Origin of the sequence: Fibrobacter sp. UWB12, assembly GCF_900142485.1 — a bacterium.
Lineage (GTDB): Bacteria > Fibrobacterota > Fibrobacteria > Fibrobacterales > Fibrobacteraceae > Fibrobacter.
In genome coordinates this window covers 46,119-59,064 of the sequence record NZ_FRAZ01000011.1, presented here as the reverse complement: position 1 = coordinate 59,064, position 12,946 = coordinate 46,119, and the positions used below count along the sequence as shown (strand labels likewise).

10 protein-coding genes are annotated in these 12,946 nt (G+C 45.5%); 7 read left to right on the top strand and 3 right to left on the bottom strand.

Annotated elements, in window-relative coordinates; translation table 11 throughout:
- Window positions 1–9 precede the first annotated feature (9 nt).
- The 5 genes from BUA34_RS14430 to BUA34_RS14410 all read left to right on the top strand — a co-directional run bounded on the left by BUA34_RS14430 (window position 10) and on the right by BUA34_RS14410 (window position 7,500).
- On the top strand, window positions 10–2,130 hold the full coding sequence (locus BUA34_RS14430) for a hypothetical protein (protein WP_072830792.1): 2,121 nt from the start codon (window positions 10–12) through the stop codon (window positions 2,128–2,130).
- 12 nt (window positions 2,131–2,142) lie between these two features.
- The gene (locus BUA34_RS14425) at window positions 2,143–2,808 is read left to right on the top strand and encodes a hypothetical protein (RefSeq protein ID WP_072830790.1); all 666 of its coding nucleotides are present in this window, start codon (window positions 2,143–2,145) and stop codon (window positions 2,806–2,808) included.
- Between the two features lie 17 nt (window positions 2,809–2,825).
- Window positions 2,826–3,881: a glycoside hydrolase family 18 protein gene (locus BUA34_RS14420; protein WP_072830788.1), complete on the top strand. Its 1,056-nt coding sequence runs from the start codon at window positions 2,826–2,828 to the stop codon at window positions 3,879–3,881.
- Window positions 3,882–4,167: 286 nt separating this feature from the next.
- Window positions 4,168–5,928, top strand: coding sequence for a glycoside hydrolase family 9 protein (locus tag BUA34_RS14415; RefSeq protein WP_072830786.1), 1,761 nt, complete (start codon window positions 4,168–4,170; stop codon window positions 5,926–5,928).
- 135 nt (window positions 5,929–6,063) lie between these two features.
- Window positions 6,064–7,500 carry a hypothetical protein gene (locus BUA34_RS14410; RefSeq protein ID WP_083579808.1) on the top strand — a complete coding sequence of 479 codons (1,437 nt, stop codon included), beginning with the start codon at window positions 6,064–6,066 and terminating at the stop codon, window positions 7,498–7,500.
- A gap of 89 nt (window positions 7,501–7,589) precedes the next feature.
- Here the strand turns inward: BUA34_RS14410 and BUA34_RS16130 are convergent, their stop codons facing one another.
- Window positions 7,590–7,787: a hypothetical protein gene (locus BUA34_RS16130; RefSeq protein WP_254794502.1), complete on the bottom strand. Its 198-nt coding sequence runs from the start codon at window positions 7,785–7,787 to the stop codon at window positions 7,590–7,592.
- A 510-nt stretch (window positions 7,788–8,297) separates the two neighbouring features.
- Window positions 8,298–8,954, bottom strand: coding sequence for a ribulose-phosphate 3-epimerase (rpe, locus tag BUA34_RS14400; RefSeq protein ID WP_072830784.1), 657 nt, complete (start codon window positions 8,952–8,954; stop codon window positions 8,298–8,300).
- A 68-nt stretch (window positions 8,955–9,022) separates the two neighbouring features.
- Here rpe and BUA34_RS14395 point away from each other — a divergent pair, with 68 nt between their 5' ends.
- Window positions 9,023–9,448, top strand: coding sequence for a glycogen-binding domain-containing protein (locus tag BUA34_RS14395; RefSeq protein ID WP_072830782.1), 426 nt, complete (start codon window positions 9,023–9,025; stop codon window positions 9,446–9,448).
- A gap of 1,987 nt (window positions 9,449–11,435) precedes the next feature.
- Here BUA34_RS14395 and BUA34_RS16310 read toward each other — a convergent pair.
- The gene (locus BUA34_RS16310; RefSeq protein WP_371556254.1) at window positions 11,436–11,576 is read right to left on the bottom strand and encodes a hypothetical protein; all 141 of its coding nucleotides are present in this window, start codon (window positions 11,574–11,576) and stop codon (window positions 11,436–11,438) included.
- 9 nt (window positions 11,577–11,585) lie between these two features.
- On the opposite strand from BUA34_RS16310, the gene BUA34_RS16305 reads away from it, so the two are divergent.
- Window positions 11,586–12,788, top strand: coding sequence for a T9SS type A sorting domain-containing protein (locus BUA34_RS16305; protein ID WP_371556251.1), 1,203 nt, complete (start codon window positions 11,586–11,588; stop codon window positions 12,786–12,788).
- The last annotated feature ends 158 nt before the right edge of the window (window positions 12,789–12,946 follow it).

The window sequence follows — 12,946 nt, the reverse complement described above, 5'->3', positions numbered from 1 at the left end:
GTAACTAGAATGAATTTCAATATGAACATGCGCAAACTTTTATTGACCTCCGCAATTGCTTTCTCGGCTGCATCTGCTTTTGCTGCTGAAAATCAGGCTGAGGTTGCTACGCAACAGAAATCCCTGTTAGAAAAGCTGGATTCTCTCAATGCAGCTGTGCTGGGACTTAAGATTAATGGTACGGCAAAGGCCGGTGCGGTTGCTTCTTTTGCGACTTCCGATCAGTTTGCCAAGGAATCTCCGACTCAAGAAAACCAGGCCTTCACGGACGTGAACCTGCGCTTGACTGCTCGTCCGAGCTCCGAGACCATGATCGATGTCCAGTTGCGTTTGCACAAGGATTGGCAGAGTGCCTTCGATGAAAACAATAACCCGGTTATCGGTCATTGGTTCAGCTACGATGGTACCATCCTCAATAAGCATGTAGACTTCAACTTGGGTTACATGCGTGTCGGTTATACGCCGCTCACCATTTTCACTCCGCAGACCGAAATTCTCCAGGAACCGGAAATTTTCGCAGAAAAGCGTCGTGAAGCTCTTGAAAAGCGCAATCTCGATACAACGAGCCGTCGCCTGTTGCATGGTATCAATGTCGTTTACAATAGCGGTAACGTAGCCGGTGTGGTTGATAACATCACTGCTCAGCTTACTGGCGCCCGTCTCCGCAATACGGCAAAGAAGTTGGACCAGATCTTCTTCGACTTCGACTTCTCGGACCGTTACCTCTTGGGTGCACGAGTCGGTGCTGATGCTTACGGTGCTCACCTTGGCGTGAACTTTGTGAACCTGATGGATCGTAAACTCTCCCGTCGTTCTAGAAGCATTGCTAATACCGATACCGTCTACTACGATAACAACAGGGTCATTTCTGTCGAAGCTGCTTTCGATTCCAAGAAGCTCATGCCGGAACTTCCGGTTACGTTCGGCTTGAATGGCGAATTTGCCATGTCCAAGTGGAAGGTTGACCGTGATTTCAATACGACGGAAACCAAGACGTCTTATAATTCAGTCCAGGCCAAGGAAGACCACAAATTCTTCGTCTACCTGAAACCTGTTACTTCGACTCCGACTGTCGTTAAGAATGAAGATTACCTTGATGAAGATGGCAAGAGCTTCTATGCTGACCTCTTCGTGAAGGGCAATATCAGCGACATCGATTTCAAGGTAAACGCTGGTTACTTCCAGACGGATTCCGGATTCTGGTCTGAACTTGCTTCTTCTCCGGTTTACCAGGGCCGTTCGACCATCTTTAACTCGAACGCATTCTATGGCAATTCGGCAGACAGCCTTGTTCTCGCTACCTTCGGTGGTTCAAGTCTTGAAAACCTCTACTTCAATGTCTACAACTCCTCGACATTGCAGGCTACGAACTTGATGACTTCGAAGAACCTTTCGAATGCATTGAGCGATCAGGACGAAAGCGAAAACATGTACGCTCGCTTGTTCAACAACTACAAGAACGGCCACTTCTACCGTAACGGTTATTCTGGCGTCACGGCCAAGAAGATGGAACTCGACCCCTTGATGATTATCGATCCGTCTGTGGGTCTTGCCTTGCCGCTCGGCCTTGCTACTCCGGACCGCAAGGGTATTACCGCTAAGGCCGATGTGAACTGGGCTGACAAGGTGTTCTTCAATGCTCGCTTTAACATGGTGACTGAAACCAATTCCATCGATTACACCACCATGGCTGTGTCTGAAAATAAGTATACGGAATTCGGAGCGGGCATCGGTGTTGATGCAGGTCGCTTCTTGAGTGACTACCAGCAGATTCTCATTCAGGGTTCTGTGGCCATGGGTTCTGAAAGCGCATTCCTCAAGCGTAAGACCTCTCGCTTTGTGGGTGGTATTACTGCTGATGTCTGGGGCCCGTTTGCTTTGCTCGGTGGCTTCCAGATGTACACGAAGGAATTTGGAAATGGTTTCGGTGTTGCCGCTGCTTCTGTTAGCAAGGCAACAGAAATGCTCGCTCTCGGTGGTGCCCGTGTGAAGCTTGCTCCGCTTTCTTACGTCTCCCTCCAGGGCGGTATGCTTAAGAACGAACTCGAATATACCATTCCGGGTCTTCCTACTAACAAAATTTCCATCAGCAAGCTCGTTCTCCTTGCCGATGTAACGGTGAATTTCTAAGAGGTGCTGAAAATGAAAAAACTTCACCAGTACATGATGATTCTCGTGGCAGGCGTTTTGAGCGCTTGCGGATCGATGAGTGTTAGTGACCCTTATGCAGAAGCTCTTCCGGCAGATTTCAATGCTCAAGAGTATATGGCTCTTCATCCGGAGTTGCGTGTTCGTCAAATTAAGGACTTTGTGGCTGATTCTAATAGCAAGATTAAGGTTAATCTTGGTAAAGATTACGATGCCACAAAGAAAGCTGATGACGAAGCCTTCCTCGCCAATATGGATGTGGTTATGGCTATTTACACGCATCCGCAAATTGGAGGCCATAATGCAGAACAGTGGGCAGATGTTATTAAGGATTTGTCTTTGCCCGATACGTCGCTTCTCTACAGGGAAACACGTAGTGGCTTGACTGAATTCAACTTTATCGGTGTTGCCGATGATGCTTCATTGTTGTTGACTGTTCCTGTGGACTATCAGGCTATTGCTCAGCAATTCAACATTTATGGTAGGGACCATGGTTGGGCATACCGTGCATGTCGCCCGGAAGAAGCTGCTAATCCGCCGCGTAACTCTCTGCCGATTTTCGCGCAACAATTGAATATTGCTGAAAAAGACGGAGCATTTATAGCAGATTCTGGTTATTACTGCCGTGACGCTCTTGGCGTTGATCGTCTGATTCAATAGGATAAGAGGTATTCAAAATGAACTTTAAAGTTATTACATTAGCTCTCGCCATGGGCGCTGCAATGGCCCAGGCTGCTGCTGACAAAGTGATTGGCTTCTATCCGTATTGGAGTCAGTATTCCCAGTTCTATGCAAAGGATATCCGCTACAATCTTGTGACAGACATCCATTACATGTCTATCACTCCGACTGCAGAAGGTACGGTTGCCTTTGCCGACGAATACGATGCCGACAACTTCAAGAACCTTGTAAGCATGTCGAAGGACAACGGCGTGAAGCTTATCGTGTCCGTTGGTGGCATGGAAGCTGAATCGAGCCTCAAGGCTATCGCTTCTTCTGACGAAACGCTTTCCACGTTCGTTTCGAACGTCAAGGAATGGCTCTCGACAAACGGTGGCGACGGTGTTGAACTCGACTGGCAGAACCTCACGACGGACGATTCCGAAGATTACGCCAAGATGCTGAATGCCTTGGTCGATGGTCTTTCGGGCTCTACGGTGACGGCCGTGATTTACCCGGCCGCAGGCATGGATGCCTACAAGGCCGAAGCCTTGAACCGTGCCGCTTACGTTGACGTGTTTATGGCTGACCTTATGAACGAAAGCGAAAGCAGCCTCGTTCCGAACCAGAGTGCAAACTCTGTGCAGGAAACGCTTGATGCTGTTGCTGCTGCCGGTGTGAACAAGGATCTCCTTGCTCCGGTCGTGTTCCTCTACGGTAAGTCCTTTGCTGGCGCCAAGGGCCTCGGCTCTAGCCACACGGGCGTGGGCAGTGGCAATGAAGGCTACCTCCCGTACGCAGAACTCATGAACCGTTTCGATACTCCGGATTACACGGTGACATTCGATGAAGCTTCCAAGTCCGAAGTGGCTGTGAGCGAATCCGAATCTATCGTGTTCATGGGCATCCCGTCTGTGAAGGCTGTTGCTCAGCACGTGAAGAGCGAAGGCATGGCTGGCGTTGCCGTGTATGATCTTTCTCAGGATCATTACGAACCGGTTGTGTCGCTCCTCGTGACTGTTGGTCTCGAACTCCGTCCGGGCATCAACTACAAGGGTGGCAAGAAAAAGTAATTCCCGAAGTTCGCGAGACTTACAAACGCTTTTAAAAATCCTCGACGCACCCGCGCCGAGGATTTTTTTAAAGGGGATGCCGGCACAGTGGCCGGCATGACAATGAATAGTCAATGCCTAATTGCGACACACTTGATACACTTGGTGTTACCTATGGTAAACATTAAAGTGAGTTGGCTCAATACAATTTCATAAAATTAAAGGTATCTTTATATCGTAATTACGGTTTATATATTACGATGTGAAGCCCGTGAATACGGGCGTCTTTTATAAAGTGAGGTTTCAAATGCGTAAACATTTGCTCGCTGCGTTAGCGATTGCAGTTCCGTCTTTTGCCATTCCCTTGGTGAACCAGCTTGGTTTTGCTCCTGAATCTGAAAAGATTGTTGTCATCCCCGGCAATGATGCAAATCCGCTTGAAGTTCGCGATATGGCGGGGAAGGTGGTGCTCACGCTCGAAGCCCCGATGGTCTATGACTGGGAATATAGCGGTGAAGAAGTCCAGACATACGATATTTCTGCAATCAAGAAACCTGGCACCTATCGTTTGTTCAGGGACGGCTATATCGGTAATCCGGTCGTGGTGGGCGAGAATGTTTATGTTGACGTGACAAAGGCTGCGCTCAAGTGGTTCTATTTCCAGCGTGCGGGCATGGCGCTCGATACGCGTTATGCGGGCAAGTGGGCACGTGCAATGGGCCATGCCGATGATAGCGTGATAGTTTATGGTACGGATTTGCCAACGGCAAAGACGGTTGCAAAGGCAAATGGCAAGCCCGAACCCAAGAAGGCCGATGCAAAGATTATCAAGTCGCAGCGCGGCTGGTATGATGCGGGCGACTATGGCAAGTATATTGTGAATTCCGGCATTACCGTGTTTACGCTTTTGGAAATGTACGAGCATTTCCCGACATTTGTAGATACGCTCCACTGGGACATTCCGCGTGAATTCCCGAAGATGCCGGAACTATTGGAAGAAATCCGCTGGAATCTTGACTGGATGCTTTCGATGCAAGACAAGGATGGCGGTGTTTATCACAAACTCACCTCGCTCAAGTTCGGTTCTAGCACAATGCCTGAACTTGATGGCGCCTTGCGTTATGCGATTGAAAAGAGTTTGACTGCAACGCTTGATTTTGCAGCGGTAATGGCTCAGGCTTCTCGCGTGTATGCTCCGTTTGACAGCGAATTTTCAAAGCGCATGCTGAAGGCTTCTGAAGTGGCCTACTATTGGGCTAAGCGTCATCCGAAGACTTTGTATAAACAACCGTCTGATGTTGAAACGGGTAACTATACGTATGGCGAAGAAAACGGCAAGGATGAATTTGCCTTTGCTGCGGCAGAACTTTATCGTGCTACGAAAAAGGCCGATTACCTCAAGGACTTGAAACAGTACAAGTTCCGTCCGGATGGTGCCTGGTGGGGCGACGTGAATATGCTTGCCGTTTACCGTGTGGCGCTTGATTCTGCGGAATATGGCGCAAAGCTTGGTAGCGATGCTCGCAAGGCCTTGCTCAAGGTCGCGAACGAACTCCGTGCTATTGGCGATACGAGCGCTTACAGGCTCCCGGCACTTCCGTCTAGCTGGAACTGGGGCAGTAACAGTGCCATGGCGAATAACGGAATTGTATTGTTGCACGCTTATTACCTCACGGGCGACAAGAGCTATTTGGATGGGGCACAGCAGTGCTTGGATTACTTGCTCGGCAAGAACCCGATGGAAATTTCTTACGTGACTGGATACGGCTTTAGAAGCCCGCGTTTCCCGCACCACCGCGTAAGCGAATCTGACTTTGTTGATGATCCGGTGCCGGGCATGCTTGTGGGCGGTCCGCACTTGGGCAAGCAAGATATTAATTTGGATGGTAAGGAACTTTGGAAGTGCCCGAACTACGCTTCGGCCGATAAGCCGGCACTTGCCTACATTGATAACCGTTGCAGTTACGCGACTAACGAAGTGGCAATTAACTGGAATGCTCCGCTTGCATACCTCGTTGGTTCCTTGCAGGCCATTTACAGCGGCCACGCCAACGCCGTCGTGAAGTAATTCTTTGTTTTCGTCAATCCCGTTTTCATTGTCACCCCGGACTCCGATTGAAAATTATTTTTACTCGGTAATTTTTGCTGGCCTTTAATTTATATTATAACATGGATTGTGGTGTCGTGGGAAAGGAGACTGTGGATGAAGAGAATATTCTTTTCTGTATTTCCCATTGTTATGGCGACCGCTTTTTCTGCGGCATCTGCCTACACCCTAAAAGGAACCGTTAAAGATAAAGACAATTCTTCGCCAATTGCGGCGACCGTGAAATTGCTCCAAAAGGGCAACGAAACTGAAACGGACCGATCTGGAAATTTTGTCATTTATGAAGAGGAAGTATCCTTGCACGGCTCGCGTGCCGCTGTTGGACATTTCAGCTTGATTAACGGAATCCTGAATTTTACGCAGGGTGGTAGCGCTCCTGTGCAGGTCAAGGTATTTGACATGACGGGTAACCAGGTACTTGCGAAAACGTTGCAAGGTTCTGGGACGGTTGATCTTGCAGCTTCGATCCAGGCGCCGGGGACATTTGTTGCAAAGGTGCAGATGGGATCCGCGCAAGAAACGGTTCGCTTTAGCACTTATGGCTATGCTTCTGGGTCTTTGGGTTCCGCAGAAAAGAAGGCGCTTCATAAGGAAGGCGATGTTATTGATACGCTGCGTGTCGTTGCAGAAGATTATGATACGTTGTTTGTTCCCCTGTCGAAACTTGATACGACTCTCGATTTGAAACTCAGCAAGGCTGCCACTAAGCAGACGTTTGCTTTTGGCTATGCCATGGGCAACGATCCTACACCGAGTAAGGGCTGCGGTAAGGACAATACGCTCAAGAGCTACTTCAAGTTCACGGGTGGCGGTATCGAGCACGAAGTCTATCTCGACGTGCCAGACAACTACGACAAGAACAAGCCGTATCGTTTGGTGTTCGGCATGCACTGCATGGGCGGTTCCGCACAGAACGTTGCTAAGAACGAACACTATTATGGTTACCGCGACCAGAAGGGCGCCAAGGAGAGCACCATTTTTGTGGCTCCGCACGGTTACACCGACCAAATGCCGTGGCGCTGTGGCGATAACAAAGACCACTTGTTCTTTGACGAACTTCTTACGCACTTGAACGAGAACCTCTGCGTGGATACGTCTCGTGTGTTCTCTTCCGGTTTCAGCTTTGGTGCTATGTATACAAACTCGCTCGCTCAGACGTTCCAGCATCGTCTCCGCGGTGTCGTGGTGTTCGCGACTGCCGACCAGGTGATTTACATTCCGAAGAATGTGGGCAAGCCTATTGCCTGGATGGGAACCGTGGGTTTAGGCGACGGTACCTGCCCGCCGAGCATGGGACGTAGCGCCCGTGACAGGATTCTGAAGAACAATGGCCCCGAAGGCCATACCGACTGCACTGGCGAAAAGGCTACCGAATACACCAGTGGCAATCACGTCTGCTACGACTATAAGACGGTCGATCCGCGCTTCCCTGTGAAGTGGTGCACCTTCAATGGCGGCCACCAGTGGGATATGCGCGAAAATGGCAAGCTTTGGGCCTCAGACATTGGCTGGGAATTTATTACGCAGTTCTAGTTTTTGAACGCGCCCAATTGTGATTGTAATGAAGCCTTTTGGGATTGTCATGCCGGCCTTAGTGCCGGCATCGCCATTTTATAGGGCAATTACTCACAAAGGGTCACTTCTATAACGCCGCGGACGGAATTGAAGCTTTGTGCGTATTCTTCTTTGGAAATACGTGGCTTTACGATGGTGCCAATCTTGTAGTCGGGTGTTTGCGGTTCGAACGGCTGGAAGGAGTCGAATGCTTCGAAATAAATGAGAGGTGCGCCGCCTGCTGAATTTTTAAGGTCGTATCTCATATAACCTATGAGATAATAGCCTTTCTTTTGTAAAGACTCGATTTTGTCTAGAACGGATTTGATTTCTTTGGGCTCGAAGATTTCAATTGTTTCTATGGGCGTGACAAATTTTTTGTTTGCGTAAATTTGCATAATCGTTGGCGGTTTTTTTACGGCGCAAATTTAATTATTGTCATAGATTGTTAATTTCCTGAAACATAAAACGTGCTGTGTAAACTTTACTTTGTAGTAAAATTGTAATATTTTGTGAATGTGTGGATTATGGACGAGTTTTCAGTATATATTACGGGCATGCAAAACTGGTATCTTATAATCGTTCTTTCTATAGTTTTTGTTTCTGCTCTTTTTGCTTCTACTGCATCGACACCGATGTAGCGGAAAATATTAGGGGGAATACAAAGGTTATATGAAAAAAAGGCCCCGTAAGGGACCTAATTTTTTTTGCGTGATTTTTATAGGAGTAAGAATAGATTGCTTCGCTAGGCTCGCAATGCCGTTTCTTCTTGCTCTCTACTTATTGTTGTCTACTAAGTTCACGAATTCGCGGCAGACGGCTTCTGGATCCGGCTTCCCGAAAATAGCGCTTCCGACAACGAAGATGTTTGCACCTGCTTCCTTGCAGGCGAGGATGTTATCGAGCTTTACACCGCCGTCGATTTGAATGTTGAGTTCCGGCTTGAGAGCACGGAGTTCGCGGATCTTGTCGAGGCAATACGGAATGAGGCTCTGGCCGCCGAATCCGGGGTTTACAGACATGATAAGCACCATGTCGACAATGTCAAGCACGTACTTGACATTGTCGAGCGGGGTTGCCGGATTGATGGCGACTGCCGGCTTTACACCGAGTTCTGCAATCTGGTGCAGCAAACGGTCAAGGTGGTTTGTAGTTTCGGCGTGCACGCTGATGATGCTTGCGCCTGCTTTTGCAAATTCGCCCACGTAGTTTTCTGGGTTTTCAATCATCAAATGGCAATCGAGCGGGAGCTTGGTGCCTTTTTTGACGCAAGCGGAAATTCCCGGACCAAAGCTGATGTTTGGGACAAAGTGCCCATCCATGATGTCCAAGTGAACGAGGCCTGCGCCTCCGTTTTCGATGGCCTTGAGACCATCGCCGAGAGAGAGGAAGTTTGCGTTCAAGACGCTAGGAGCGATGATTTGTTTAAGCATATTTCAAATATAGCAAAATAAAATTTTTTTTACTAAATTTTCAAGTACAAGAATAAGAGGAGATAATTATGTCTAAAAATTCAAAAACTGTGGTTGAAAAACCTGCTGCAAAGAAAACCGCTGCCGCTAAGGCTCCGAAGGCTCCTGCCAAGAAGGCTGAAGCAAAGGCTGCTCCTGCTAAGAAAGCTACAAAGACTGTCGCAGAAGCCCCGAAGGCTGAAAAGTCCCCTGCAAAGAAGGCTACGAAGTCTGTGAAGGCTGCCGCCCCGAAAAAAGTGGCTGTCGAATTTATCGCCGATTGCCCGCTTGCAACGACTGTTTCCATTGCTGGTACGTTCAATGACTGGGCTGTCGATGTCGATATGCTCAAGAAGGACAAGAAGACAGGCTTTTGGGTCGCAAAGATTTCCCTCGTTCCGGGCGATTACGAATACAAGTTTGTTTGTGATGGCAAGAACTGGGATGCCGGCGACAACAAGATTAAGCACGTGTAATTGCGTTGATTGAAAAATATTGAAAATGCACCGGGCAAAACGCTCGGTGTTTTTTTTTGAAGAAAGTATTGGCTAGTTTTTTTTGCTTGTTCTGAAGGACTATTGTTTAGGATGCATTGACTAAAAGAATGGTGCTGTAGTATAAATGAAGTTATTTCGTATTACAATTGGTTGACGTTTCGTTTGTAAATTAAAATGAATATTGTTTAATTGTTAAACTGTAACCTGAAAATTATTTTATATATAGGATTCCTATATAGAATTAATTGCGAAAGCTTTGATTCTGTTGTGAATAAATAATATTAAATAAAGGAAAAAAGTTATGAGAAAAATTCTTTCTTTAATTTTTTCATGTGCTACAATGGTGCTAGCGACAAATTTGTTCTCTATAAATTGGAGCCCAGTAACGGCGACGGTGGATTCGGTGACGGTAAGAAAGGTTAGTACACCATCTGAAGCTGATGGTTATGAATATGGGTCTACAACTGTTCGGTACAACGGAAAGTTTTATCGTTTTTACTGTTCTCATGGAGCGAATTCGGTTCCTTTTATAAAAAATAAAAGTAATTATGAAAATGGTTGGGATTATATTCGCATGAGAACTTCAAGAGATGGAGCGACTTGGTCTGCCCCTCGAGTCGTTCTTATTCCATCATCTGAAAATGATTCGTGTGCGTGTGATCCTACGATTATTAAGGGTGATGATAACTATTGGTATTTGTATTATACGGGATTCAAGAAATCATATAGTACAGTCACATTTGTGGCAAGGTCTGAAAAAATTGAGGGCCCTTACGAGCAACGTTATATAGGACGTGGGGGTGAAGAAAACTGGGCTGTTTATCCATCGGAACCTGCTCCTATATTTACAACTCAGAAGACAGTGGAGGGTCTTGAGGATTCAACTGGTCTTCCTTATGGAGCCGGTCAGGCTTCTGTTGTAAGAGATGACAAGTATTATCATTTTTGGTTTACGGATGTGTCTTATGCGCCGAAGGATTCAATTGGGGCTCGTAAATTCTGGAGATTTAGACATATCAAAGTGGATCGTGATAAACTTTATAAAAAGATTGTAATAAATAATACAATTAAAACAGTTTTTTATGGAAACATCCTTAAGAATTGGCCTAGGACTTCGATATCTTTTGATGGAGAATCTGAGCTTGTAACTGAGGATTTCATTGGTAAATCTGATATTCTAAAAGGGGAATCCGTAGTTGAATATAACGAATTTGGGGATGTTAAATGGAATTCCAAGACAAAGCAGTTTGAAATGTGGATGACATCTCGACATATGAACCTCGCCGCTTATGAAGGTTATGATTATAAGCAATGGATTAAGAGATATGTTTCTGATGATGGGGATAAATGGTTTCCTAAGGATTCCATAGGTCCTTTAAATTTAGTTAGTAATGTGGGAATATCGGGTGATTCTATTGGACATATTATAAATGGCCGCACAATAGTTTCTTTTGCTGGAAATAGTGATAGTATACAATTTAAGTCGGATTCAGGGTATTTTGTACGAGGTTGTAATCCAAAAGACAATTGCAGAGATGCTAGTATTTTCTCATGGGATAATACGAAGAATTCGCCTTGGAAATATCTAATTCGACTTACTTCGGATAAAGAATATCCTAAGGATGTTGATTCTTCTCTTCTTCTCGAACCGCTAGATTCTGCAAAAAAAATCAAATATCCAACATTATTTAAAATTTTTTGGGATACAAATCATGGCTTGGCTCCTGCAGCTGCTGGTAGACCTTGGTCCACTTATCAGTTTACAGTTGGTTCGAATATAGTTACGGGTCAAACCGTACTTAATTCCGCAAATACAAGTTATGCGAATGGTATGCTTTATTACCAGTTTCAGTTTCCTGATAGCCTTGAAAACAGGAATTTGGAATTTATTGCAGGTGACTTTGATGCTGATGGTATAACGGATATGGGCGTTGTGGACAGAAGTACTGCTCGATGGTATATTAGGTCAAGTTTGACAGGACTGAATGGTGCTGCTAAGATTGGTTGGGGGTGGCAATGGCCTGGAATAACTGAGCTCAGTGATGATTATAAAATTGTGGTAGGTGATTTTAATGGAGATGGTGCCGCAGATCCTGCAATTGTCCATAAGCCTAGTATGCTATGGTTTATCTATTCTAGTAAAAATGGTGAGGATATTGTTCGTAGAAATGTTGACGATTCGACTGTTTATATATGGGGAAAAAAGATTTTAGGTTTGAGTAAAAGTAAAATGACTCATGCTCTTACAGGTGATTATGATGGAGATGGTATAAACGATATTGGAGCTGTTGAATGTTTTGATGATGCAAAACCTTATCCCTATTGTATATGGAAATATCTTTCGAGCGAAGAGGGGAAGGTAAAAGGTATCCCGATAATGGAATCTAATGAAGGAATGTGGGGGAGGATGACATCTTATCAAACTGTAGTGGAAGGAGATCTTGATGCTGACGGGAAAAGTGATCCGACTATTTGGGATCCTACATTAGGATGGTTCTCTATTTCCAGTCGTACTGGAAAAGCGTTGTATGACCCAAATCTTGGTTCTCACGACTATATGGGCTATCAAGTTTTTGTAATGAAAAATTCCGATTGCGATCAAATAGGTAATTGCAGACTAGTTGCGTTAGAGGCAATGGAACAAGATACAATAGATAAGTATGTGAACGATGGGTGGATTTTTGAGCCTGTTGTAGGGGCAACAGTATTTGAATATCGTTGGGGTGATGCGCTACATAAACCTTTGGTTGGTGATTTTAATGGCGATGGAATGGGGGATATGAGCTTGGTTAATATGATGAATTTTAATTGGCAAGTTAATGTTTCACCACCTGCTTCTGTTGGTTATTTTCGCGATGTATTAACTTACTTCAAAAAAATTGCTAATCCCCAATTTTTTGTTGGCGATTTCGATGGTGATGGCGTTTCGGATTGTGCTATGGGTGATGCTCAAAATGCTAGAGTCTATTTCTATACCTCTTCATTTAAAGATAAACCTATTGAAAAGACGATAAGTCCTTTGTATAATCCGTTCATGGGGGCTTTGTATAAGGCTCAATTTGTTCCTACGCCATCTGTTGATGTAGAAAAACCTCAGATTGCACCTGTGTTGACGAAGTCGCCGATGTTCAAAACGCAGGGCTTGACTTTGACGATTTCCGATATGGAAATGGGCTCCGATGTTAGTGTTTTCAATATGATCGGTCAAAATATCATTAAGGAAAAGGCTGATTTTGCAGAAAAGAAAATTCAGCTGCCGACTAAAGGAATGTACATAGTCCGCGTAGGAAACCATTCTTCTGTGATTAATGTAAAGTGATTTAGAAACTCATTTCAACGAAAAACCGTTCTTTAGTAATAAAGAGCGGTTTTTTATAAAACTTTGCTAAAGTGTATTCGAAATGTTGAGTGCACAAAAAACGCTGGGCTTTTACCCAGCATTTTGCATTTTTAAAAGAGTGCTCCGCCTCCGCAGAG

Coding starts and splice junctions, on each gene's coding strand:
- rpe (WP_072830784.1), bottom strand. CDS start 8,954: ATGCTTAAACAAATCATCGCTCCTAGCGTCTTGAACGCAAACTTCCTC.
- BUA34_RS16130 (WP_254794502.1), bottom strand. CDS start 7,787: ATGAGATACGACCTTAAAAATTCAGCAGGCGGCGCACCTCTCATTTAT.
- BUA34_RS16305 (WP_371556251.1), top strand. CDS start 11,586: ATGCTATGGTTTATCTATTCTAGTAAAAATGGTGAGGATATTGTTCGT.
- BUA34_RS14410 (WP_083579808.1), top strand. CDS start 6,064: ATGAAGAGAATATTCTTTTCTGTATTTCCCATTGTTATGGCGACCGCT.
- BUA34_RS14415 (WP_072830786.1), top strand. CDS start 4,168: ATGCGTAAACATTTGCTCGCTGCGTTAGCGATTGCAGTTCCGTCTTTT.
- BUA34_RS16310 (WP_371556254.1), bottom strand. CDS start 11,576: ATGGACAATTGCAGGATCTGCGGCACCATCTCCATTAAAATCACCTAC.
- BUA34_RS14420 (WP_072830788.1), top strand. CDS start 2,826: ATGAACTTTAAAGTTATTACATTAGCTCTCGCCATGGGCGCTGCAATG.
- BUA34_RS14425 (WP_072830790.1), top strand. CDS start 2,143: ATGAAAAAACTTCACCAGTACATGATGATTCTCGTGGCAGGCGTTTTG.
- BUA34_RS14430 (WP_072830792.1), top strand. CDS start 10: ATGAATTTCAATATGAACATGCGCAAACTTTTATTGACCTCCGCAATT.
- BUA34_RS14395 (WP_072830782.1), top strand. CDS start 9,023: ATGTCTAAAAATTCAAAAACTGTGGTTGAAAAACCTGCTGCAAAGAAA.